Below are 22,242 nucleotides of genomic sequence, written 5' to 3'. Positions count from 1 at the left end.
GCAGAAGACTTTTACTGGACCGCACGATATTCAGTTGCGGAAATTGGTCCTTGCGAAAAATCAAGATTCCAATAATTCTGGAAATAAGCGAAACATAAATGGAACGTTCGACCCCCGGGTTTCCGATAACTAAATCATCTTGATTTAGTCCCTCTCCTGGCCGATAGTCTCGCTGCGCCCGGACGCCGCGCCTTCACTTCCAACGAAGGCCGAGCGATCCGGTTCCACAAGACCGCAGGCGCATCGCCGCCCGCCCAAGGAGACCAACCCATGTTCAGCACCCGCTCCATCCTGGCCGTGGCGGCCATGTCCCTCGCCGCATCCAGCGGCGCATTCGCCGCCGACCAGCCCGTCATCGGCCTGGTCACCAAGACCGAAACCAACCCCTTCTTCGTCAAGATGAAAGAGGGCGCGCAGGAAGAAGCCAAGAAGCTCGGTGCCAAGCTGCTCTCGGGCGCGGGCAAGGCCGACGGCGACAACGCGGGCCAGATCACCGCGATGGAAAACATGATCGCGGCCGGGGCCAAGACCATCCTCATCACGCCCAGCGACGCGAAGGCGATCGTGCCGGCCATCAAGAAGGCGCGCGACAAGGGCGTGATGGTGATCGCGCTCGACAGCCCGGCCGATCCGCCGGACGCCACCGACGCGCTGTTCGCCACCAACAACTACACCGCCGGCGTGCTGATCGGCGAATACGCCAAGGCCGCGATGGCCGGCAAGACGCCCAAGATCGTCGCGCTCGACCTGCTGCCGGGCCACCCGGTGGGTGCGCAGCGCCACAACGGTTTCATGAAGGGTTTCGGCTTGCCTGCGAACGACGCCAAGTCGAACGAGCTGTCGAAGTCGCCTGAAATCGTGTGCATGGCCGACAGCTACGGCGACCAGGCCAAGGCGCAGACCGCGATGGAAAACTGCCTGCAGAAGGCGCCCGAAGTGAACCTGGTCTACACCATCAACGAACCCGCCGCGGCCGGTGCCTACAACGCACTGAAGCGCGCGGGCAAGGAGAAGGGCGTGCTGATCGTCTCGGTGGACGGCGGCTGCCAGGGCATCAAGGACACCAACGCCGGCGTCATCGCCGCGACCTCGCAGCAGTACCCGCTGAAGATGGCCGCCATGGGCGTGGCCGCGGGCGTCGAGTTCGCCAAGACGGGCAAGAAGGCTTCGGGCTACGTCGACACCGGCGTGACGCTCATTGCCGGCAAGAGCGTGGCGGGCGTCGACAGCAAGGACACCAAGACCGGTGCCGAGCTGTGCTGGGGCAAGAAGTAAAAGCGTAGACGCAGGGAGCACACACCGATGGCGACCCAACCCGCAACGCACCGCATCCCCTGGGGTGCCCTGGGGCCCTGGCTGGCCCTGCTGGGCGCGTGCATCTTCTTCGCGACCCAGTCCGACCGGTTCCTGACCGGTGGCAATCTCTCGCTGATTCTTCAGCAGGTGATGGTGGTGGGCGTGATCGCCATCGGCCAGACGCTGATCATCCTCACGGCCGGCATCGACCTGTCGTGCGGCATGGTGATGGCCCTGGGCAGCATCATCATGACCAAGTTCGCCACCGAGCTCGGCATGCCGGTGCCGCTGGCCATCCTGTGCGGCATCGGCGTGACGACGCTGTTCGGTTTGCTCAACGGCCTGCTGGTCACGCGCATCAAGCTGCCGCCGTTCATCGTGACGCTGGGCACGCTGAACATCGCCTTCGCGATCACGCAGCTGTATTCGTCGTCGCAGACCATCACCGACCTGCCCGGCGGCCTCACGGGCCTGGGCACCACCTTCACCATCGGCAGCGCCGAGGTGGCGTGGGGCTCGGTGCTGATGGTGGCGCTGTATGCGCTCGTGTGGTTTGTGCTGCGCGAGACGGCCGCCGGCCGGCACATCTACGCGGTGGGCAACAACGCGGAGGCCACGCGGCTGGTCGGCATTCCGACGCAGCGCGTGCTGCTGGGCGTGTACGTGGCCGCGGGCGTGCTGTACGGCATTGCCTCGCTGCTGTCGGTGGCGCGCACCGGCGTGGGCGACCCCAACGCGGGCCAGACCGAGAACCTCGACGCCATCACGGCCGTGGTGCTGGGCGGCACCAGCCTGTTCGGCGGTCGCGGCATCGTGCTGGGCTCGCTGATCGGCGTGCTCATCGTGGGCGTGTTTCGCAACGGGCTCACGCTGATGGGCGTGTCGTCGATCTACCAGGTGCTGGTGACGGGCGTGCTCGTGATTCTTGCCGTGGCGGCCGACCAGCTCTCGCGCAAGGGAGCACGCTGATGAACGCCGTTGCCAACCCCAAGATCGTGATGCAGGCCAAGGGCCTGGTGAAGCGCTACGGCCAGGTCACGGCGCTCGACGGCGTCGACTTCGAATTGCGCGAGGGCGAGATCCTCGCGGTGATCGGCGACAACGGCGCGGGCAAGTCCTCGCTCATCAAGGCGCTGTCGGGCGCGGTGGTGCCCGACGAAGGACAGATCCTGCTCGACGGCAAGCCGGTGCATTTTCGCAATCCGCTGGACGCGCGCCGCGCGGGCATCGAGACGGTGTACCAAGACCTGGCCGTGGCCCCGGCCATGACCATCTACGAGAACCTGTTCCTCGGGCGCGAGCTGCGCCGCCCCGGCTTCCTGGGCAACGTGCTGCGCATGCTCGACAAGAAGAAGATGCTCGTCGAAAGCACCGCACGCATGGCCGACCTGAAGGTGGGCATCCAGTCGATGACGCAGGCGGTCGAAACGCTCTCGGGCGGGCAGCGCCAGTGCGTGGCGGTGGCACGCAGCGCGGCCTTCGCGCGGCACGTGGTCATCATGGACGAGCCGACCGCCGCGCTGGGCGTGAAGGAAGGCAACATGGTGCTGGAGCTGATTCGCCGCGTGCGCGACCGCGGACTGCCCGTGGTGCTCATCAGCCACAACATGCCGCACGTGTTCGAGGTGGCCGACCGCATTCACGTGGCGCGGCTGGGCAAGCGCGCGGCGGTGCTCAATCCGAAGAAGATCAGCATGAGCGACACGGTGGCCGTGATGACCGGCGCGATGACGGCCGACCAGTTGCCCGCGGAGGCGCATGCCTGATGCCGACACTGCACCTGCGCGCATGCCCGACCTGCTGCGGCCCCGCGGCTCCAACCAGGTCGGCATGCGCCAGTTCAACGAGCGCACGGTGCTGCAGGCACTGCGCGTTCACACCAGCCTGCCCAAGGCCGACCTCGCGCGGCTCACCGGGCTGAGCGCGCAAACCATCGGGCTCATCACAGCGCGGCTGGAGGAAGACGGCCTGGTCGTCAAGCAGAGCCGCGTGCGCGGACGCATCGGCCAGCCGTCGGTGCCGCTGGCGCTGAACCCCGACGGTGCGTTCTCCATCGGCATCAAGGTGGGCCGGCGCGGCGCCGAGTGGCTGCTGATCGACTTCACCGCGCAGGTGCGCGAGCGCCACGCCATCAGCTACGACTTTCCCGATGCCGAAGCCTTGCTTCCCGCGATAGCGCAGCACATCCACCGCCTGCGCGACGGCCTCGGTTCGCTGGCCGTGCGCAACGTGGGCGCGGGGCTGGCCGCGCCGTTCCAGCTCGGCGGCTGGCACCGCACGCTGGGCCTGTCGAAGGCACAGGCCGACCTGTGGAACCAGATGGACCTGGCCGCCGAGGTGCGCGCGCGCACCGACGTGCCGGTGAGCTTCGCGCGCGACACGGTGGCCGCCTGCGTGGCCGAGCTGGTGGCCGGACGCGGGCACGACCTGAAGAGCTTTCTGTACATCTTCGTCGACACCTTCGTGGGCGGCGGGCTGGTCATCAACTCGCACCTGCATACGGGCGCGCACGGCAATGCGGGTGCGCTCGCTTCATTGCCGATGCAGCCGCCCGCAAGCAGCGGTGCGCTGCCGACGCAGCTCATCGCGCAGGCTTCGCTCTGGGAGCTGGAACAGCGCCTGGCCGGCGAAGGCCTCGACGCCATGGCCGCCTACGACGACCGTGCGTTGCAGCCGCCCTTTGCCGTCACGACCCAGGCCTGGCTGGACGGTGCATCGCAGGCCTTGGCGCATGCCATCGTGAGCGGCGCCGCCATGCTCGACCTGGCCGACGTGGTGGTGGACGGCTCGATGTCGCGCCTGCTGCTGCAGGCCCTGCTGGAGCGCACGCGCGCCGCGCTGGACCGGTGCAATTGGGAAGGCCTGTGGCGCCCGCAGGTGCACGGCGGCAGGGCGGGAGCGCTGGCGTGTGCGCTCGGAGGCGCCATGCTGCCGCTGCACGCCAACTTCGCGCCGGACCACGATGTGTTCTTGAAGGCGGCCTGAAGACGGCCTAAACGGGCTGCGTGAGGCAATTGCCGGCAGACTTGGCTCGTTCGTCCTACGCGGAATTCACACGGAACGCGGGAGTATTCGGGGAAGTCTGGGTGATGACGCCCGGGTGAAACCAAGGACCGCATGAAGCTTTCCCGCTTTCTCACGGAGCGCGCCGAAGACATCCTGGTGGACTGGGAAGCCTTCGCCAAGACGTTGAAGCCCGCCGCCACCCTGATGACCAGCGAGGCATTGCGCGACCACGCGCACCAGATCATCAAGGCCATCGCGCTGGACATCGAAAGCTTCCAGAGCAAGGCCGAGCAACGGGCCAAGTCGCATGGCGACGCCGCGGACGAGGGAAGTTTCCACAGTGCGGCTGCGGTCCACGGCACGTTGCGAGAGGTCAGCGGCTTTTCACTTGTGCAGCTGACCGCCGAATTTCGCGCGCTGCGCGCGAGTGTTCTGCGCCTGTGGCTGCCCACCGTCGAGGTGTTCGACCGCGCGGTGGTGGACGAAATGACGCGCTTCAACGAAGCCGTGGACGAGGCCCTGGCCGAGTCGGCAATGACCTTTTCCGAGCACACCAGGCACACGCGCGAGCGCTTCCTGGCCATCCTCGGGCACGACCTGCGCACGCCCCTGGCCGCGATCAGCATGACGGGCTCGCTGCTGGAGCGCTCGAAGAACCTCGACGGCAACGCCGTGACCGGCAAACGGCTGGTTCGAAGCGCCGCCACCATGACAACCATGGTGAACGACCTGCTGGAGTACTCGCGCACGCAGCTCGGCGGCAAGATGCCCATGGTGCCTGCGGCGGCGAACATGGGCGACATTGTTCAGGCTGCCCTGTACAACGCCTCTGCGGCCAACCCCGATTGCGTGTTCGAGCTGAACGCACGCGGTGACCTGTCGGGCGATTTCGACGACGTGCGGCTCCAGCAGGTGGTCGTGAACCTGCTCGCCAATGCGGCCCAGTACCGCGCGAAGGGCACCAGCGTGCTGCTCGACGTTGCGGGCGAAACCGACGAGGTGGTGTTGTCTGTGACGAACCGCGGCCCCGCGATCGCCGCTGAATCGCTCAAGACGATCTTCAGCGCGATGGTGCAGCTACCGCTCGACGGAGAGCAGCCCGGACGCCCGCGCACGAGCCTCGGGCTGGGGCTTTTCATCGCGCGCGAGACGGTGCTGGCGCATGGTGGCTCGATTCACGTCGCGTCGAGCGACGCCGACGGGACCACATTTGCGGTTCGCATTCCTCGCGCCGTTGCGGCGGCTGCATCACCGGGCAGGCCGGGCGAGCGGCCGCCCGACCCGACTTGAAAACAGCGTTCATACCTCGATGAACGCGAGGCGCGTCGCGCGGTCGAGTTCGAGCACGTCGTGCTCTTTCAAAGGCATCGCTTCGGTGTCCAGCAGCTTGCCGTTGAGCGTGACCCTGCCCATCACACTGGCCGCGACGTAGCCCTGCCGGCGCCGGGTGACGGCGGCCACTGCCACGCCGGGCGTGCCGACGGTGGTGACGACCTTGCTCACGGCAGCTCCCGGCCTTCTCCCAGTCCTGACAGCACGCGCAGCACGGGCATGCGCGGCGTGTCCGCGCCGGCCGGCACCGTGGGTGCGAATTCCGTGGGTACCGGCCGATCCGTGGCCGACTCACCGGCCGCGCCATGGTCCACAGTGTCGGCGTCGGCATCCAGAAAGAGAATCTGACAACCGCCCATCTCGATGAAGTCGTTGTCCTCGAGCGCCTGTTCGGTGACGGGCAGGCCGTTGACGAAGGTCCCATTGGTGCTGCCCAGGTCTTCGATGAAGATCTTGTTGCCGCGCAGATGCAGCGCGGCATGACTGGCGCTTACGGTCAACCTGTCGAGCACGATGTCGCAATCGGCACGGCGCCCGACCGTGGTGCGATGTTGGGTCAGCGCCACCTGCGACAGATTGGCACCGATTGAAATTACCAGCTCCGGCATTCTTGTTTCCTGTGAAATCAACTATGACCATGCGGGGAAGCCATGCAGGGTGCCCCGCGGCGTTGACCGGAAACTGAGCGCTTTGGTTTACATCTTCTGTAGTCGCAACGCTTGAAACCCTGTCCCCCGGTCCGGTTGGCCACCTCGAAGAAAAGCCCCAGGCATGGGGCTTCGAGGTGGTAGGGCGGAAGGATCACTTCGATGCGGCGTTTTCCCCTTCTGGTGGCTCCGCGTCGTCATGCTTCAGCGCGGGCTTCTGGCCGGGCTGTGGCGCGTGGATGGCGCCCGGTGCGATTTCTTCGCCGTGGTGTTTCTTTTCCTGTTGCACTTTTTTGTCGTGCGCGACATTGCGTGGGTCGGTCATGAACGCAGGTTGCACCCACGCCGCATGCCGGACGTGGGACGCGGCGCCTAGTGCGAGTCAGCCTGGTGGGCTGGGCCGAAAGCGCGGGCTTGCGCAAGCAGGGGCTTCAGCGTCTCGAAGGTTCCCTGGCTCGGGTTGATCACGCTCACCCAGTGCGTTGCGGCGTGCACCGGGTGCGGCATCAGACGGTCGAGCGCATCGAGGGCCGTGGCTGCCTGTGCCTGTTCACTGAAGAGCAAGCCGAAGCGCTCCTCGCCCACTTGGACGTCGAGCCTGAAAACCCCGGGGCGATTCAGGTTCGATGCGTTGTCGGACCCGCTGTCCTTGGTGACGATCGCAGCGAAGGGAAGCTTGTCGTGCGTCCCGCGAAAGAAAAAGCTGTTGTCGTCGGTGACCACGAAACGGCCGCCGCCGAGCATCTCGATGATGTATTGGGTGATGTCGTCTTCGGTCATGGGGAGATGAGGTGTCGGGGGGGTCAAGGCTTCCAGCGCCGCAGCCCCAGTTCGTCGGCCAGCTGCTGGTAGCCCTTGATCTGCGCCTGCACATAGCCGTCGAGCGCGGCGCCGGTGAGCGCGAATGGGTACAGGCCGTGCTGCTCGCGCAGCGCGGCAAAGCCGGGTGCGGCGGCCGCGTCGCGAAAGGCGGCGGCCCAGGCGCGCACCGCCGGCTCGGGCACGTCCGCGCTCAGGTACAGGCCGCGCACGGTCGGCCACACCAGGTCGACGCCTTGTTCGCGCGCCGTCGGCACGCCGGTGAGCGCGCCGCCCAGGCGCTGGTCCGACAGCACCGCGAGCAGCCGCACCGCCGCGCCCCCCGCGATGGCCTGCAGCGCCTCGGCCGCGTCGCCGGGGAAGGCGTCGACATGCTTGCCCTGCAACGCGCCCAATGCGTCCCCACCGCCTTCGAACGACACGAAGCGCATGGCCTTGTGGTCGCGCCCCGCGGCGCGCACCAGCAGGGCGGCCTTCACCCAGTCCTGGCTGCCGACGGTGCCTCCCGCGCCGAAGGCAATGCGCGACGGGTCTTGCCGCAGCGCGGCGACCAGGTCCTGCAGGCGCTTGCAAGGGGAGTCGCGGTGCACCGCGATCACGCCGTAGTCGGTGCCCAGCGTGGCGACCCAACGCACGGCCGACGGCGGGTGCGGACCGAAGCGGCCCTGCGCCAGGTTGAGCAGCGAGCCGCTCGAAAACGCCACCAGCGTGCCGGGCCCGCCGAGCTTGCCGGTGGCGATGCGGTCGAACGCGACCGCGCCGATGCCGCCCGGCAGGTAGCGCTGGCCCAGCGGCGGGCGCGTGGGGCGCACGGCCTGCAGCGCGTCGCGTGCGAGCGCGCAGGTCAATGCGAAACCGCCGCCGGCCTTGGCGGGAATGACGCAGTCGGCGGCGTCTTCGGAAGGGTCGTCGGCCGCCATTGCGCGCGTGCCGAGCCAGGGCATCAGCAGCGTTGACAGCGTGCGAAGTGCATGGCGGCGGGTGGTCTGCAAGGGCATGGCGGCAGGCGCGGCAGGCGCGGCAGGCGAGTCAGGTGGCGGCAGGGGCCGGTGTACGCGGCCACCAGATGATCGCATGCAGCCCCTGCCCGGCCTCGCGTGCTTCGAGCCGCAGCTCGCCCTGGTGCCGCTGCGCGATGGAGCGCGCAATGGCCAGCCCCAGCCCGAAGCCGCCCTTGCCCGCGCGCGCGCCGCGCCGGAAGCGCTGGCCCAGCGCGGTGCGTTCTTCGTCGCTCAGGCCCGGGCCGTCGTCCTCGACGTTGAGGCTCCAGCCCGCCGCATCGCCCGCCGCGAAGAGAGTGATCGTGCCTTCGGCCGGCGTGTACGCGATGGCGTTGGTCACGAGGTTGCTCAAGGCTTCGCGCATCAGGCCGCGGTCGGCCACCGCAGTGAACTCCGGCGTGGGCGAACGGGTGCCCAGGTCGATGCCCAGGTCGATCCGCTTGGCGCGTGCCAGCGGCAGAAGGTCGAGCGCCACTTCGCGCAGCAGCGCGGCCATGTCGAACGCGGCGGGCTCCACCGACACCGTGTCGCTGCGGCCCAGCGCCAGCAGTTGCTGCGCGCTGCGCGTGGCGCGTCCGATCTCGGTGCCCAGCGCATCGAGGGCGACTTGCACCTGCGCCGGGTCTTGCTCGCGCCGCGCGTAGTCGGCCTGCATCTGCAGCGTGGTGAGGTGCGTGCGCAGCTGGTGCGAGGCATCGTCCAGGAACTGGCGCTGCTGCGTCACCAGCGCCTGCGTGCGCGACATCTGCTGGTTGACCGCGGCCACCAGCGGGCGCACTTCGGCGGGCAGGTCGGTTTCGGCGATGCGTGTCAGGTCGTCGCTCGTGCGGGCCTGCACCTCGCGCGCGAGCCGCGACAGTGGCCGCAAGGCAGCCGCCAGCGCCAGCGCGGTGCCGCACAGCAGCATCGCCAGCACCAGCCCGTCGCGCAGCGCCGCGCTGCGCACGAAGCGTGCGCTGAACTCCTGGCGCGAGCGTGTGCTTTCTCCGACCTGGATCAGCACGCTGCGCCCGGTGCTGCCGGCCGGCGCGCGGTCGAGGTCGCGCCGGTAGGCCGCGAGCCGCACGGCCTCGCCGAAATAAGTGGCGTCGTAGAAAGCCGGCACGCCCATGGCAAGCGCGACAGGCGGCGCGGGCAGGTCGGCGCTGCCCAGCTCTACCAGTCCATCGGAGGTCGCCACCCGAAAGAACACCTGCCCGCTGGCGGTGAGCTCGAAGAATTCGAACATCGTGTACGGCAGCTCGACCGACAGGCCGCCCGAGGCGGTGGAGATGTTGGCGTCGATGGATTTGAGCGCGCCCAGCAGCGAGCGGTCATAGGCCGCGTTGGCGGCGGCCAGCGCGTCGTGCCGTGTCATCCACAGCTCGATCCCGGTCACGGTCAGCAGGGCGGGGAACAGCAGCAGCGCCAAGCGCTGCCACAGGCTCGCACGGCGCAGCCGATGGGCCATGCGCTGCACCACGCTCATTCAGTCTGCTTCCAGCACATAGCCCAGGCCGCGCAGCGTGACGATGCGCACGCCGGTGCCGTCCAGCCGCTTGCGCAGCCGGTAGACGAACACCTCCACCGCCTCGGGGTGCACCTCTTCGTCGTCGGAGAACACGCGCTCCAATATCTGCTGCTTGGACAGCGGCTCGCCGCTGCGCTGCACCAGCACGCGCAGCACGGCCAGCTCGCGCGGCGACAGGGCGAGCGCCTCGCCGTTCAGCGTGAAATGCTTGCGTGCGCCGTCGTACACCAGCGGCCCGCAGGCCAGGCGCGGATGCTCCACGCCGCGTGCGCGGCGCACCAGCGCGTGCAGGCGCGCCTCGAGTTCGGCCAGCGCAAAAGGCTTGGCAAGGAAATCGTCGGCGCCCGCGTTGAGCGAGGCCACGCGCTCGTGCAGCGAGTCGCGCGCCGTGAGGATCAGCGCGGGCAGCCGCTGGTCGCGTTCGCGCAGGCGTTGCAGCACCGTGTGGCCGTCCATGCCCGGCAGGCCCAGGTCGAGCACCAGCGCATCGTGGTCGCGCTGCTGCAGCGCCCGGTCGGCCAGGCGGCCGTCGTCCACCCATTCGACCTGGATGCCCGCATGCTCCAGCGCCTTGCAGAGCCAGGTGCCCAGGGTGTGTTCGTCTTCGGCCAGCAGGATGCGCATGGCGCCGATGCTAGGGCCTGAATCGATCAGTCCGGCTTGATGTTTGCCCGGGCGATCACTTTTTGCCACCGGGTCTGTTCGGCCGCGATGAACTGCGCGAACTGCTCCGGCGTTCCGCCCACGGCTTCGGCCGCGTCGGCTGTCAGGCGCTGCATCGAGTCGGGCGACTTCACGGCCTTCATGGTCTCGGCCGAGAGCTTGGCCAGGTTGGCCGGCGTGAAGTTGGCCGGCGCGAGCATGCCGTACCACTGCGTCATCTCGAAGCCCTGAAAGCCCTGCTCGGCCACGGTGGGCACGTCGGGCAGCTGCGCCAGGCGCTTGGCCGAGCCGGTCGCGATGCAGCGCACCTTGCCCGCCTTGATGAACGGAATGATCGCCGCCGCGCCGATGGCCGAGGCGTCGAGCCGGCCCGAGAGCAGGTCGGTCACCATCGGGCCGGTGCCCCGGTAGGGCACGTGCAGCATGAACACGTCGGCCGTCATCTTCAGGTACTCGAAGGCCAGGTGGCCCGCGCTGCCGTTGCCGGCGGAACCATAGCTGAGCTTGCCTGGCCTGGACTTGGCGTAGGCGATGAACTCCTTCAGGTTCTTCGCGGGCACGTCGGGGTGCACCACATACAGGCTGGGCACCTTGGCCAGCAGGCTCACGGGCTTGAAGTCCTTGTTGGCGTCGTAGGGCAGCTTGGCAAAGATGTACGGGTTGACCGCCAGCGTGCCGATGTGGCCGAGGATGACCGTGTGCTGGTCGGTGCTGCGCGCCACTTCGCTCATGGCGATGTTGCCGGCCGCGCCGGGCTTGTTGTCGACGAACACGCTCTGGCCCAGGGTGCGCGAGAGTTCGGCGGCGGTGGAGCGCGCGACGATTTCAGAGCTGCCGCCCGGGGCGAAGGGAACGACGAAGCGAATCGACTTGCTGGGCCAGGTGTCTTGCGCCGAGGCCAGCGACGGCAGCAGGCCGCCCAGGGTGAGGGCGCCGCCGGCTTGCAGCCAGTGGCGGCGGGTGTGTGCGTCGTTCAGGAAGGGTTGCGACATGGTGCTTGTCTCCGTCTTTTTGGGGAAAGTGCGCATCGTGCCCGGTGGTTGCTGTCGGAATGCTGTCAGTTTCCGGATGCATGTGCATCAGTCGGGCGCTGGCGGCGTGAATTTTCCACGCTCTGACAGGCCGGCTTGCCGGGCGACTGACGTTTGACCGTTGTTTGCAATGGTGCGGGACCGATGGGTCTCAAACTGCGCGTCGACTTTTGCCCGGGTTTCAAGTTCTCAAAGGAGAAAACTCGAATGACGCGCACTTTGACCGTAGAGAGCACGGCAATTCCCGTGATAGCGGGCCGGCCTGCGCTGGAGCCCGTGAGCCTGGCAGGCCGCGAAAGCGTCAACAGCCTGTTTGCGTATGAACTGGTGCTCAAGACACCCGATACCCTGAACCTCGGCGCCAGCAGTGCGATGGACTTCGATCTCGATGGCTTCATCGGTCAGCAGATCGCATGCAGCATCCAGCTCGACGGCTTCGGCCAGTTTTTGCCTGGTGCCGTGGGTGCGTCGGTCGATCACGTCGGCGCCGGCGTGCGCCAGATCTGCGGGCTCATCACCGATGCATCGCTGTGGGGCGAAGAAGGCCGCCACGTTCAATACAAGCTCACGCTGCGCCCCTGGCTACACCGCGCGACGCTCACCACCGACTGCCGGATCTACCAGAACAAGACCGTCGTTCAGATCCTCGACGAGCTGCTGGCCGACTACCACTTTCCCGTGGACAAGCGCCTGATCGAAAGCTACCCGTTGCGCGACTATCAGGTCCAGTTCAACGAAAGCGACTTCGCCTTCTTCGAACGCCTGACGCAATACTGGGGAATCAACTATTTCTTCGAGCACAGCGAAGGAAAGCATCGCCTGGTGCTCATTGACAACATGGGCGCGCACAAGAGGAACGACAGCGCGGCCTACCGGCAAGTCGAGTACCACGCGCCGGGCTGGAAGACCGACAGCGAGTATGTCCACAGCTTTGTTCCGCACAGCCATCTCACGAGCGGCAAGTATGCGGCCCGTGATTTCGACTACACCCGGCCCAAGGCAGCTCTGGGCATTGGCCGCAGCGATCCGCGCGCCACCGGGCATGCCGATGGCGAGGTCTACCAATGGCATGCGAGCCAGGCCGGCAGCCACTATGTTCAACCGCGCGCGGGCAGCGCGGATGCCAACGATCCTCAAGACGAAGGCCGGCAGCTGGCTTTGATGCGCATGCAGGCCCTGCGCACCCACGGCACGAGGGCGCAGGCCAGCGGCAATCTGCGGGGCATGGTGCCGGGATGCTCCTTTCAGTTGGTCGAGCATCCGCGCGAGAAAGCCAATACGGAATACCTGATTCTGGGCACCCACTTCCTGATCGAAGATGTCGCGCAGGACAGCCAGATTCGCAATGCGGCGTCCGGCAGAAACCAGCACTGGAAGGTGGAGGTCGACTTCACCGCGCACCCCATGGTGCAGCCGCTGCGCCCGATCTCGACCCGAGCCAAGCCTCTGACCCAAGGGCCGCAGTCGGCGGTGGTGGTCGGCCCTGCCGGCCAGAACATCTGGACCGATGAGTTGGGCCGCATCAAGGTGCAGTTCCCGTGGGACCGTCTTGGCCAGGGCGACCAGCACAGCACGTGCTGGATACGGGTGTCCAGCCCTTGGGCAGGCAACCAGCTGGGCGGCATCCAGATTCCGCGCATCGGGCAGGAAGTGATTGTCGATTTCTTCGGTGGCGATCCGGACCTGCCCATCTGCACCGGACGGGCGTACAACCAAAATAACAAGCCGCCATGGGCGTTGCCCAGCCAGCAGGCACTCTCGGGCTTCAAAAGCAGGGAGCTCACCAAGGAGGGCGGCAACAGTGCCGCCGGGCGCTCGAACAACCTCACGCTCGACGACACGGCCGGAAGAATCCAGGTCCAGCTCAAAAGCGATCATCAGCACAGCCAGCTGAGCCTGGGACACATCGCTCGCCTGGAAGACAACGCGGGCCGCGAGGACGACAGAGGGCAGGGGTTCGAACTGCGCACCGACGGTCACGCTTCGTTGCGCGCCAAAGACGGCCTGCTCATTTCCACCGAGGGACGCCCCAACGCCGAGGCCCATCTCACCGACATGGGCGAGACCGTGGCGCGTCTGACGCAGGGGCGTGATTTGCACGAGTCGCTCGGCAGCGCCGCGCAAGAAGCCAGGGCCCAGGATGCGAGCGACCAGGGCGAAGTTGTCGGGGCACTCAAGGGCCAGAACAACGCCATCGCGGGTGCTGGCAAGAAAAGCAAGCCTGAAGCGGGCCAGTTTCCTGAGCTTGACGAGCCGCACCTGGTACTGGCCTCGTCTGCGGGCATCGCGAGCACCAGCGTGCAAAGCACCCATGTGCATGCTGGCGAGCATGTCGCACTCACCAGCGGCGCGCATATCAGCGTCTCTGCCGTCAAAAGTTTTCTGGCCAGCGCCAGGCAGGCCGTGCGTCTTTTCGCTTACCAGGCGGGCATCAGGTTGTTTGCCTTCGGCGGCGACATCGACATCAAGGCGCTCAAGGACAGCATCAGCATCGTTGCCAAGCTGAACATCGTGCAGGTCGCCGACAGCATCACGATCACCGCAAAGGAAGAACTCGTGCTCAACGGCGGGGGGAGCACCATCCGCCTGACTGCTGCAGGCATCGAAGAGGCCACCTCGGGCAAGCACACCGAGTACGCCGCGGTGCACAGCATGGTGGGGCCAAAGAACGCGCCCACCTTGGCTGCGAGCGGAAGCTCCAGCCTGAAGGACAGCAAGACGGCACGCACCTTTGTGCTGCGCTCGCATGCCGAAGACGGGCGCGCCATCGCGATGGAGCCTTACACGCTCTACAAGGACGGTGCCGAGGTAACGAAAGGCGTCACCGACGCGCACGGCCAGGTGTTGATCGAGGACCACCAGGAAGGCACGGGTTCCTACAAGGTCAAGCTGACCAACGGCAACGAGTTCGAGCTGCTGGTCACGGCGCAGTTGAAGGGCTCGGACCAGAGGCTTGCCGCCCAAGGCTACCGCGCTGCCCAGAACGACCTGAAGGACCGCTTGCAGCACTACCAGCATCGTCAAGACAACGCTGACCAAACTTGAAAATCGAAGACACCCACATGTCCAGAGCTCCCGATACCCAGCAGAAATCCAAGATCCCGTTGAGCGATATCAGTCGCACGGCCACCGGCAGCCTTCAATGGAAGCTGGAAAAGAACGAAGACGAAAAGACACCCGTCTTTCACTTCAACAACCTGACCGTCTACATCTGCGGCGAGCACAGCTTCAAACGCATCGCCGAAGACATTCAGTCCGCCGAGCAGTCTGTCGATCTCGCTTTCTGGGGCTTCGATCCGGCGATGGAGTTGACCCGCAACAGCGGCGAGTGGCCGCGCGGTATGACCTGGGGCGACCTGCTGCGCGACGCCACGCGGGGGCATAACACCAGCAAGAAGAAGGTTCAGGTGCGCCTCCTGGTGTGGCAGGACAAGATCGGCACAGCCATCGCCGGCAACCTGCCGGGCTACAAGGAAGAAGCCGGGTATAAGCACAACGTGCCCGTGGTGGACGCTGCGGCGCGCGCCAGACTCGAAGCCGGCGCTGGTCACGCGACCAGCCGTCCCATCCTTGCCCCGCAGCCCGGGCCCACCGTGAGCGACCAAAGGGAAATGTTCAACAGCCGGTGGTGGCGGGAGGCCGTGGCCGGAAAGATCGACGGCCTGTCGCTGCGCACGCGCGGCGGGGTCAACGATGCCGTGGCGAGCAGCCTCGAAGGCGAGTTCAGGGGGCGTGCCGCCTCACCAAGCCAAACCGAGCGCGTCTCTTTCGAACTGGTGGCGACCCATCATCAAAAAACGATCGTCATCGACTACGAGGGCGCCCATCCCCGGGCCTACGTGATGGGCCTGAACTCCGTTTCCGAGTATTGGGACACGGAAGAACATCTCTTCAACGATGCGAAGCGCGGCCGAAATTTCGAGGGCGTCAACAAGGACCACTCTGCGGGCAAAGGCTGGGAGAGCCCTTCCGCCGACAAGACCACGCTCAAGCCTTATCAAGACTTTGTCTGCCGTGTGGAAGGCGATGCCGTGGTGGCTGTGTGCAAGAACTTCACCGAGGCGTGGAACACCGCCCGAGCGGATGGTCCTGGCGCAGGGAGCGCCATCAAGGGCCGCGCGCTGGATCTGAAAAATCCGCCCAAAAACCTCATCAAGAATGTCTCGGCACCTTTTCAGCGGGCGCAGATTCTGCGCACGATGCCCGACGCAGAAGGCGGTGAACGCTCCGTCAGCCGGCTGTACTACCAGGCCGGCAGCTTCGCGCGCCACTACCTCTATATCGAGAATCAATATTTGCAGCATGCGGACTGGGCGCATGACCTGAAGACGCAGCGCGAGAAATTCGTGAACGGCTGCGCCGCGGCCAACGTTCCGAAGGACCAAGTACCCGTGTTGCATGTGATGGTGGTCGCGCCCACGCCCGAGCACGGATTCATGGTGTCGCGCACGCATGACATCGTGGCTGAACTGGGGCATGGCGACTCGGTGCCCAACCAGGAAAAACAGATCCGCAAGGAACTGGATCGCCACGCCAAGGCCGAGCATGATCTGGACGAATACACCAGGCGGCGTCTTGCCTACGAATCGGGGCAGAGCGGCGCGCTGCAGCCGCAGGTGGATCCCGGGCCACCCCCACCACTGTCGGACATTGCGCAGAGCTACAAGAAGGCAGGGGGTGCCAAGGACAGCCAGAAGGTGCGCGACGCGCTGAGCCACAACATGGCCATGCGAACGCTGGTTGCAAGCCTTTGGACGTTCGACGCGGACGGGTCTGCCAGCCGCACGCCCGTGGCACTGAAGGCCGATCAGGAGAGGCTGCGCTACGAACAGGAGTTGAAGGAGTGGACGCGTTACCAGGCCGAACAGGCCGACGCAAGGGCTCGCAGCATCGATGCCGGAGGCTGGGGTGTTTCGACAAACTCCCGCATCAAACCCATTCCGCCGGCCGACCGCAGCAAACAGATCAAGGACGCGGCTGCGCTGCGCTACCGCGAGATCTACGTTCACAGCAAGCTGATGATCATCGACGACAGCATGTTCACGCTGGGGAGCGCCAACTTGAACCTGCGCAGCTTTGCGGTGGACAGCGAAATCAACATTGCCAGTGACAACGCGGAGAAGTCCAAGGATTTGCGGCAGCGGGTGTGGCGGCAGCACACGAGAGGGCAGTTCGATGGGGGCGGCGATGCGACGGATCAGGTGGCAATGTCGGAGACGTTCGACAGCTGGGAAAAAGAGGCCAGTGCCAATTTGGACAAGAAAGCTGCGGGGGATCCGCTTTGCAGTTTCCTCGTCAAGTTCCTTGACGAACGCACCAGCAACGTCAGATTGGCATGAACGTGAATGCCCCGCTCCTGTGTTTTTTCTCCCGCTGTCGCTGGCCCGCTTTGCTGCTGGCTGCCGTCTTCACTCTTTCTAATCTGACCGCGTGCCCCATGAACAGCTTGCCCCGCAACATGAATTTGAAAGCCTTCGACCCGCATCGACCTGACTTCACCTGCAAGTACGAAGCTGATGCCAATCCGCCCATCACGGCCGAAGCGGAAGTGCTATTCCAGCAGGGAATGGCCGCCACCAGCTATGAACTCTGGCCCGACAAGCGCGACCATGCCAAGGCAGCGGCACTGTGGAAGCAGGCGGCGGCGTTGGGACATTGGAAGGCCGCCATGAACTTGGCTGGGCTGTACGAACAGGGCTTGGGCGTCGAGCCTGACACCGAGCAGGCAGTGCTTCTTGTCGAAGGTTTGATGAAACGAGGCGTGCCTGCTGCCTTCGACAAGATGGGAACCTACCACCAGCGTGGCATCGGCGTGAACGGCGATGCCAGCCGAGCCTATGCATTCTGGGAGCTGGCGGCGGACATGGGGAGTTCGGCGGCGCAGGCTTATCTCGGCGCCAAGCTGAAAGGGGCCTACGACAACCCCAACCAAGGCTTTTGGGGCAACCGCGAAGTCGCACTCAAGATGCTGGAGTGTTCTTTTGCACAAGGTAGCGCAGAGGGCGCTTACGAGCTGGCCATGACACTTGCCAACAGGGATGGGAAAACACCGGAGTTCTATGCCCGTGCGCTCCAGATCTATCACGAGGGTGTGAAGCTGGGCTGCCAGGATTGTGCACGCGACCTGTCCGTTAGTTTTCGCCTCGCTGAATCTTTAACGGGAAACACAATTGACAAGGTACGTGCCGACCGCTATCGAGAGTTGAGAGGTGCGTTGGAACTCAACCCCGACCTTCGCTTCCCGAACCTCGACAAGGTTCTGCCATTGCCGCCTGCCGCATTGCCCTTCTGGGATGGCAAGCGCGAGACGCTGGTCGATGCAGCCAAGGCGGTCATCGTCAAGCAACCAACGCCGGCCACGCCGGGGGCCGGCCGCACAGGCAAAACCCACATTCCCCAGGGCTACGTGCTGACCGGCAACATCACGCTGCCCCCCGGCGAGAACGCCCACGACAACCACGGCAGGCCATGGGGCCTCAAAGCCAAGCAACAGGCTTACTTCACCGGCTATTGGTTGCCCCAGATCGACGTGGTCCGTGGCGATTGGCAAATCGACTGGAATGCGGCACAGGTGCCATGGAATTTCAAGCGCGGCGAGGCGCTTCCCAATTTCGCGGACAAGATCCCGCGTGGCTACGGCGACGTGTCCTGGCACTACAAGGGTGTGCCTGTGCAGCAAGCGACATCGATCAGTCCGTACGTTGCACAGGGCATTGCGCGCTATGTTGCTGCGCCGGAAGTGCCCAACAGCTGCAGCGGTACCGTTTCTTGTCCGCAGACCGGCATCTGGTCGGCGCGCCTGAAGAAGGGGCACATACACGCTGCGGTGTTTTATGAGCAATGGCGGCAAGCCTACGTCGAGAGGGGCCAGCCTTTCCCGGCGTTGACCACGCTGCACGAGTCGGGCGGGTTGAACGTGGCGGCGCGAGACATTCGTTGGCGTTGGGTAGGCGATGCCAATCAATTGGATGCCTCGGGGCATGTGCATGTGACGCTGATGCAATCGATCAGGACGTGATGAAGAAGATGCACCTTCGTTTTCTCGCTTCGCTGTTGGCTGCCGTCTTCGTGCTTGCTGGTTTGACCGCCTGCTCCATGAACAGTTTGCCGCGCAACATGAATTTGAAAGCGTTCGACCCGCACCGGGCCGACTACACCTGCAAGTACGAAGCCGACGCCAATCCGCCCGTCACGGCGGAAGCGGAAGTGCTGTTCCAGCAGGGAATGGCCGCCACCAGCTACGAACTCTGGCCCGACAAGCGCGACCATGCCAAGGCAGCTGCACTGTGGAAGCAGGCGGCGGCGTTGGGACATTGGAAAGCTGCCATGAACTTGGCTGGGCTGTACGAACAGGGCTTGGGCGTCGAGCCTGACACCGAGCAGGCAGTGCTTCTTGTCGAAGGTTTGATGAAACGAGGCGTGCCTGCTGCCTTCGACAAGATGGGAACCTACCACCAGCGTGGCATCGGCGTGAACGGCGATGCCAGCCGAGCCTATGCATTCTGGGAGCTGGCGGCGGACATGGGGAGTTCGGCGTCGCAGGCCTATCTGGGCGCCAAGCTCAAAGGCACGTACGACAACCCAAGCCAGGGCTTCTGGGGCAACCGCGAGGTCGCACTCAAGATGCTGCAGTGTTCTTTCGCGCAAGGTAGCGCAGAGGGCGCTTACGAGCTGGCCATGACACTTGCCAACAGGGATGGGAAAACACCAGAGTACTATGCCCGTGCGCTCCAGATCTATCACGAGGGTGTGAAGCTGGACTGTCAGGATTGTGCAAACGCCTTGTCTGTCCGATTCGACAGAGCGACGCCTCTCACAGGCAACATCATCGACACGGCACGAGCGAAGCGTTACAGCGAACTAGGTGACGCCATTGAGCTCAACCCCGACCTTCGCTTCCCATACCTCGACAAGGTTCTGCCATTGCCACCCGCTTCCTTGCCCTTCTGGGATGGCGAACGCAAGACGCTGGTCGATGCAGCCAAGGCGGTCAGTACCCGCGAGCGCAATCCATGAGCAGTCAAACCACCCAGAAGAAATCGACTGTTCCCCTGAGCGACGCCACCAGCACCGGCGTCCTACAGCGCGGGTGGTCGAGCAAGCGGAATTGATCGCTGGCGCGGTCCGCGCCAGCGCACGAACTCAGATCAGGTTGCGCATCGCCTGCGCCGTCTCCCGGAGCACCGGCAACACCCGCGCCACCGCGTCTTCCGAGCTTTCATGCCCCATCGGCATCGTGATGTTCAGCGCTCCCACCAGCGTGCCGTGCCGGTCGCGCAGCGGCGCCGCGATGCCGCGCGAGTTCAGGTCGAGCTGCTGTTCCGACAGCGCCCAGCCCTGTGCTCGGATGCGCGCCAGCTCCAGCCGCATGCGCTCCATGCTCGCGATGGTGTGCGAGGTGAACACGGTCAGCGTCTTGGTCGCCAGCCATTCGTTCAGCTCCGCGTCGCTGCGCAGCGCGAGCATCAGCATGCCCGACGCCGTGACCTGCGCCGGCACCCGCGCGCCCAGCACGTAGCCGGTGCTCATGCTGCGGTTGGGGCCGTTGCGCGCGATGTAGACCACCTCGTCGCCGTCCATCACGCTCAGGTACGCAAACTCGTTGGTTCCCGCCGCCACGCGCTGCAGAAAGGGCTGCACCACGCGCGGCAGGCGGGCCGATTCCAGGTACGACTGCCCAAGCCGCAGCACGCGCGGCGTGAGCCAGAAGAGCTTGCCGTCGCTCGCCACGTAGCCCATGTGCTGCAAGGTGAGCAGGTAGCGCCGTGCGGCGGTGCGGGTCATGTTCGTGCGCTGGCCGGCCTGGCTGGCGGTGAGGCGCGGGTTGGCGTCGTCGAAGGCCTCGATGATGCTCACGCCGCGCTCCAGGCCGGCGATCCAGTCGCGCTTGTCCAGCCCCGCGGGCGGGGCGCCGTCGTCCTTGTCCGGGTCCTTGCTGTCCTTCGTCATGGGCGGAAGTGTGCCTTCGGCAGAGCGGGCGACGGGTGCCCTCGGCATCCCTGAAAACCCTTGAATCGAACGATCATCGATTTTTACAGTTCGATAATCGCACGTTTGAAGCTCCCCAGGGCAGCAAGGGCGAAGCGAAGGGTCTATAAAGCGAGGCATCCGGCCTCGAAACGAGCGATTGACGAACGGAAGCAAGCACATGAGCCATTCCATCCGCGGCAGCACCCAGGCGTACCTGATTCCCGGCGACCCGGTTCGCAACGTTCGGCTGCCGCGCATGTTCAACGCCGCCTTCGAGCGCTACGACATCGACGCGGTGCTGCTGCCCATGCAGGTGCCCGTGCGCGACTTCGCGGTGTTCTTCAAGTCGGCCTTCCTGGCGCGCAACGTGCGCGGCATGGTGATCGCACCGCCGCACAAGCCGCTGGTGGTCGACCTGCTCGACGGCTGCGGCCTGTTCGGGCGCGTGGCGGGCTCGGTCAACGTGGTGCGGCGCACCGAGGGCGACCAGCTCGAGGGCGACCTGTTCGACGGCGAAGGCCTGATCGGCGCGCTGGACCACTGCAACGTTCCCTTTCGCGGCAAGCGCGTGCTGATCCTGGGCGCGGGCGTGAGCGCAGCGGCCATCGGCGTGGCGCTGGCCGAAGGCGGCACGGTGAACGGCGCGGAACACATCGCCTTCTTCGACAGCGCGGCCGGCAAGGCGGCGGGCGTGGCGGCCAAGCTCGATGCTTTTTTCGATGCGACCGTGGTGGCGGTCGACAGCAGTGCGCCCGAAGGCTACGACCTCGTCATCAACGCCACGCCGCTCGGGCTGGTCGAAGGCGATGCGATGCCGGTGGATGTGTCGCGCATGGACGGTCACGCGGCGCTCTTCGACATCCTGCTGCGCAACCAGCCCACGCCGCTGGTGCAGGCCGCGCGTGCGCGCGGGCTCAATGCGCAGGCCGGCTTCGAGATGCTGATTCAGCAGATGCCGCACTACCTGCGCTACTTCGGCCATCTCGACGCAGCCGAGGCGCTGCAGGCCGACGCCGATTTCTTGCGCGAAATCGTCTATCCGCCGGCGATGCAGGCCGAGATTGCAAATCCCTTTCGCTACCACTCGCCCAGCGTCGCCTGAGGCCCTGAACCTTTCAACGAAACGACTTTCATGATTTCCGGCAAGACCACGCTCATCGCCCACCTGGGCTTTCCCACCGAGGCCTTCAAGGCCCCGATGATCTACAACCCCTGGTTCGACAAGCAGGGCATCGACGCGGTGGTGGTGCCCATGGGCGTGAAGCCCGAGGACTACGCGGCCTCGCTGCCGCAGATCTTCAGGTTCAGCAACCTGCGCGGGGCGCTGGTGACCATGCCGCACAAGGTCACGACGATGTCGCTGGTCGACGAGGTGACGCCCACTGCGCGCGTGGCGGGCGCGTGCAACGCCATTCTCAAGCGCCCCGACGGCACGCTGCTGGGCGACCAGTTCGACGGCGCGGGCTTCGTGCGCGGCGTGGAGCGCAAGGGGCGCCTGTTCAAGGGCACGCGCGTGCTGGTGTCGGGCACGGGCGGCGTGGGCTCGGCCATTGCCGCGTCGATCGCCGCGGCCGGCGCCGCCGAGCTGATGCTGTTCGACATGAGCGCGGCGTCCGCCGACGCACTGGCCGCGCGGCTGCGCGACAACTACCCGCAGATGAAGGTCAGCACCGGCTCGAAGGACCCGGCCGGCTGCGACGTGGTCGTCAACGCCACGCCGCTGGGCATGAAGGAGGGCGACCCGCTGCCCTTCGACGTGGACCGCATCGATGCGGGCACCTTCGTCGGCGAGGTCGTGATGAAGGCCGAGTTCACGCCGCTGCTGCTCGCCGCCAAGGCCAAGGGCTGCCAGGTGCAGGTGGGCACGGACATGCTGTTCGAGATGATTCCGGCGTACCTGGAGTTCTTCGGATTCGGCACGGCGTCCCCGGAAGAACTGCGCGCCGTGGCCCAATTGAAGTATTGAA

Annotated in this window: 20 protein-coding genes; 11 read left to right on the top strand and 9 right to left on the bottom strand. The window is 65.8% G+C overall.

Translation table 11 applies throughout. The features are described from left to right. Positions 1-270 precede the first annotated feature (270 nt). The 5 genes from ACSFA5_RS03310 (at position 271) to ACSFA5_RS03290 (ending at position 5,592) form a co-directional block, all read left to right on the top strand. The gene (locus ACSFA5_RS03310) at positions 271-1,275 is read left to right on the top strand and encodes a sugar ABC transporter substrate-binding protein (RefSeq protein WP_435442581.1); all 1,005 of its coding nucleotides are present in this window, start codon (positions 271-273) and stop codon (positions 1,273-1,275) included. Between the two features lie 27 nt (positions 1,276-1,302). Beyond that, a complete protein-coding gene (locus ACSFA5_RS03305; protein ID WP_435442580.1) occupies positions 1,303-2,265 on the top strand; it encodes an ABC transporter permease in 963 nt (320 codons plus the stop codon). Then, positions 2,265-3,062 carry an ATP-binding cassette domain-containing protein gene (locus tag ACSFA5_RS03300; protein WP_435442579.1) on the top strand — a complete coding sequence of 266 codons (798 nt, stop codon included), beginning with the start codon at positions 2,265-2,267 and terminating at the stop codon, positions 3,060-3,062. The genes ACSFA5_RS03305 and ACSFA5_RS03300 overlap by 1 nt, the downstream gene beginning before the upstream one ends. Then, positions 3,055-4,281, top strand: coding sequence for an ROK family transcriptional regulator (locus ACSFA5_RS03295; RefSeq protein ID WP_435442578.1), 1,227 nt, complete (start codon positions 3,055-3,057; stop codon positions 4,279-4,281). Before ACSFA5_RS03300 ends, ACSFA5_RS03295 begins: the two co-directional genes overlap by 8 nt. 132 nt (positions 4,282-4,413) lie before the next feature. Then, positions 4,414-5,592: an ATP-binding protein gene (locus ACSFA5_RS03290; protein WP_435442577.1), complete on the top strand. Its 1,179-nt coding sequence runs from the start codon at positions 4,414-4,416 to the stop codon at positions 5,590-5,592. A 9-nt stretch (positions 5,593-5,601) separates the two neighbouring features. On the opposite strand, the gene ACSFA5_RS03285 is transcribed toward ACSFA5_RS03290, so the two are convergent. The 8 genes from ACSFA5_RS03285 to ACSFA5_RS03250 form a co-directional block, all read right to left on the bottom strand. Further along, complete coding sequence (locus tag ACSFA5_RS03285; RefSeq protein ID WP_435442576.1) at positions 5,602-5,805, bottom strand: hypothetical protein; 204 nt, start codon at positions 5,803-5,805, stop codon at positions 5,602-5,604. After that, the gene (locus tag ACSFA5_RS03280; RefSeq protein ID WP_435442575.1) at positions 5,802-6,242 is read right to left on the bottom strand and encodes an FHA domain-containing protein; all 441 of its coding nucleotides are present in this window, start codon (positions 6,240-6,242) and stop codon (positions 5,802-5,804) included. Before ACSFA5_RS03280 ends, ACSFA5_RS03285 begins: the two co-directional genes overlap by 4 nt. Positions 6,243-6,435: 193 nt before the next feature. Then, positions 6,436-6,606 (bottom strand): hypothetical protein, encoded by a 171-nt coding sequence (locus tag ACSFA5_RS03275; protein WP_435442574.1) that lies wholly within the window; start codon positions 6,604-6,606, stop codon positions 6,436-6,438. Between the two features lie 47 nt (positions 6,607-6,653). Continuing rightward, on the bottom strand, positions 6,654-7,061 hold the full coding sequence (locus ACSFA5_RS03270) for a DUF6194 family protein (protein WP_435442573.1): 408 nt from the start codon (positions 7,059-7,061) through the stop codon (positions 6,654-6,656). Positions 7,062-7,084: 23 nt separating this feature from the next. Then, positions 7,085-8,098, bottom strand: a complete 1,014-nt coding sequence (locus ACSFA5_RS03265) for a Bug family tripartite tricarboxylate transporter substrate binding protein (protein WP_435442572.1) — start codon at positions 8,096-8,098, stop codon at positions 7,085-7,087. Positions 8,099-8,129: 31 nt separating this feature from the next. Continuing rightward, on the bottom strand, positions 8,130-9,569 hold the full coding sequence (locus ACSFA5_RS03260; RefSeq protein WP_435442571.1) for a sensor histidine kinase: 1,440 nt from the start codon (positions 9,567-9,569) through the stop codon (positions 8,130-8,132). Continuing rightward, positions 9,570-10,235, bottom strand: a complete 666-nt coding sequence (locus tag ACSFA5_RS03255; RefSeq protein ID WP_435442570.1) for a response regulator — start codon at positions 10,233-10,235, stop codon at positions 9,570-9,572. It lies immediately after the preceding gene. 26 nt (positions 10,236-10,261) lie between these two features. Continuing rightward, positions 10,262-11,266, bottom strand: coding sequence for a Bug family tripartite tricarboxylate transporter substrate binding protein (locus tag ACSFA5_RS03250; protein ID WP_435442569.1), 1,005 nt, complete (start codon positions 11,264-11,266; stop codon positions 10,262-10,264). Positions 11,267-11,512: 246 nt separating this feature from the next. On the opposite strand from ACSFA5_RS03250, the gene ACSFA5_RS03245 reads away from it, so the two are divergent. From ACSFA5_RS03245 to ACSFA5_RS03230, 4 genes are read left to right on the top strand one after another with little or no spacing between them, the layout of a single operon-like run. Then, positions 11,513-14,350 carry a type VI secretion system Vgr family protein gene (locus ACSFA5_RS03245; RefSeq protein WP_435442568.1) on the top strand — a complete coding sequence of 946 codons (2,838 nt, stop codon included), beginning with the start codon at positions 11,513-11,515 and terminating at the stop codon, positions 14,348-14,350. Beyond that, positions 14,347-16,644: a phospholipase D-like domain-containing protein gene (locus ACSFA5_RS03240; RefSeq protein ID WP_435442567.1), complete on the top strand. Its 2,298-nt coding sequence runs from the start codon at positions 14,347-14,349 to the stop codon at positions 16,642-16,644. Before ACSFA5_RS03245 ends, ACSFA5_RS03240 begins: the two co-directional genes overlap by 4 nt. Beyond that, positions 16,641-18,323: an SEL1-like repeat protein gene (locus ACSFA5_RS03235; RefSeq protein ID WP_435442566.1), complete on the top strand. Its 1,683-nt coding sequence runs from the start codon at positions 16,641-16,643 to the stop codon at positions 18,321-18,323. The genes ACSFA5_RS03240 and ACSFA5_RS03235 overlap by 4 nt, the downstream gene beginning before the upstream one ends. Continuing rightward, positions 18,323-19,321, top strand: a complete 999-nt coding sequence (locus ACSFA5_RS03230; RefSeq protein ID WP_435442565.1) for an SEL1-like repeat protein — start codon at positions 18,323-18,325, stop codon at positions 19,319-19,321. Before ACSFA5_RS03235 ends, ACSFA5_RS03230 begins: the two co-directional genes overlap by 1 nt. A 126-nt stretch (positions 19,322-19,447) precedes the next feature. Here ACSFA5_RS03230 and ACSFA5_RS03225 read toward each other — a convergent pair whose 3' ends face one another. After that, on the bottom strand, positions 19,448-20,254 hold the full coding sequence (locus ACSFA5_RS03225) for an IclR family transcriptional regulator domain-containing protein (protein WP_435442564.1): 807 nt from the start codon (positions 20,252-20,254) through the stop codon (positions 19,448-19,450). Positions 20,255-20,453: 199 nt separating this feature from the next. Between ACSFA5_RS03225 and ACSFA5_RS03220 the strand changes: the two genes are divergently transcribed. Further along, on the top strand, positions 20,454-21,377 hold the full coding sequence (locus ACSFA5_RS03220; RefSeq protein ID WP_435442563.1) for a shikimate dehydrogenase family protein: 924 nt from the start codon (positions 20,454-20,456) through the stop codon (positions 21,375-21,377). A 30-nt stretch (positions 21,378-21,407) separates the two neighbouring features. After that, complete coding sequence (locus ACSFA5_RS03215) at positions 21,408-22,241, top strand: shikimate dehydrogenase family protein (RefSeq protein ID WP_435442562.1); 834 nt, start codon at positions 21,408-21,410, stop codon at positions 22,239-22,241. The last annotated feature ends 1 nt before the right edge of the window (position 22,242 follow it).

Source organism: Variovorax monticola (genome assembly GCF_051216855.1).
Classification (GTDB): domain Bacteria; phylum Pseudomonadota; class Gammaproteobacteria; order Burkholderiales; family Burkholderiaceae_C; genus Variovorax.
The sequence above is the reverse complement of the archived record's forward strand: the minus strand, read 5'-3'. Positions and strand labels throughout refer to the sequence as shown.

Coding starts and splice junctions, on each gene's coding strand:
- ACSFA5_RS03260 (WP_435442571.1), bottom strand. CDS start 9,569: ATGAGCGTGGTGCAGCGCATGGCCCATCGGCTGCGCCGTGCGAGCCTG.
- ACSFA5_RS03305 (WP_435442580.1), top strand. CDS start 1,303: ATGGCGACCCAACCCGCAACGCACCGCATCCCCTGGGGTGCCCTGGGG.
- ACSFA5_RS03280 (WP_435442575.1), bottom strand. CDS start 6,242: ATGCCGGAGCTGGTAATTTCAATCGGTGCCAATCTGTCGCAGGTGGCG.
- ACSFA5_RS03230 (WP_435442565.1), top strand. CDS start 18,323: ATGAAGAAGATGCACCTTCGTTTTCTCGCTTCGCTGTTGGCTGCCGTC.
- ACSFA5_RS03270 (WP_435442573.1), bottom strand. CDS start 7,061: ATGACCGAAGACGACATCACCCAATACATCATCGAGATGCTCGGCGGC.
- ACSFA5_RS03250 (WP_435442569.1), bottom strand. CDS start 11,266: ATGTCGCAACCCTTCCTGAACGACGCACACACCCGCCGCCACTGGCTG.
- ACSFA5_RS03265 (WP_435442572.1), bottom strand. CDS start 8,098: ATGCCCTTGCAGACCACCCGCCGCCATGCACTTCGCACGCTGTCAACG.
- ACSFA5_RS03275 (WP_435442574.1), bottom strand. CDS start 6,606: ATGACCGACCCACGCAATGTCGCGCACGACAAAAAAGTGCAACAGGAA.
- ACSFA5_RS03255 (WP_435442570.1), bottom strand. CDS start 10,235: ATGCGCATCCTGCTGGCCGAAGACGAACACACCCTGGGCACCTGGCTC.
- ACSFA5_RS03290 (WP_435442577.1), top strand. CDS start 4,414: ATGAAGCTTTCCCGCTTTCTCACGGAGCGCGCCGAAGACATCCTGGTG.
- ACSFA5_RS03310 (WP_435442581.1), top strand. CDS start 271: ATGTTCAGCACCCGCTCCATCCTGGCCGTGGCGGCCATGTCCCTCGCC.
- ACSFA5_RS03295 (WP_435442578.1), top strand. CDS start 3,055: ATGCCTGATGCCGACACTGCACCTGCGCGCATGCCCGACCTGCTGCGG.
- ACSFA5_RS03225 (WP_435442564.1), bottom strand. CDS start 20,254: ATGACGAAGGACAGCAAGGACCCGGACAAGGACGACGGCGCCCCGCCC.
- ACSFA5_RS03245 (WP_435442568.1), top strand. CDS start 11,513: ATGACGCGCACTTTGACCGTAGAGAGCACGGCAATTCCCGTGATAGCG.
- ACSFA5_RS03220 (WP_435442563.1), top strand. CDS start 20,454: ATGAGCCATTCCATCCGCGGCAGCACCCAGGCGTACCTGATTCCCGGC.
- ACSFA5_RS03300 (WP_435442579.1), top strand. CDS start 2,265: ATGAACGCCGTTGCCAACCCCAAGATCGTGATGCAGGCCAAGGGCCTG.
- ACSFA5_RS03235 (WP_435442566.1), top strand. CDS start 16,641: ATGAACGTGAATGCCCCGCTCCTGTGTTTTTTCTCCCGCTGTCGCTGG.
- ACSFA5_RS03215 (WP_435442562.1), top strand. CDS start 21,408: ATGATTTCCGGCAAGACCACGCTCATCGCCCACCTGGGCTTTCCCACC.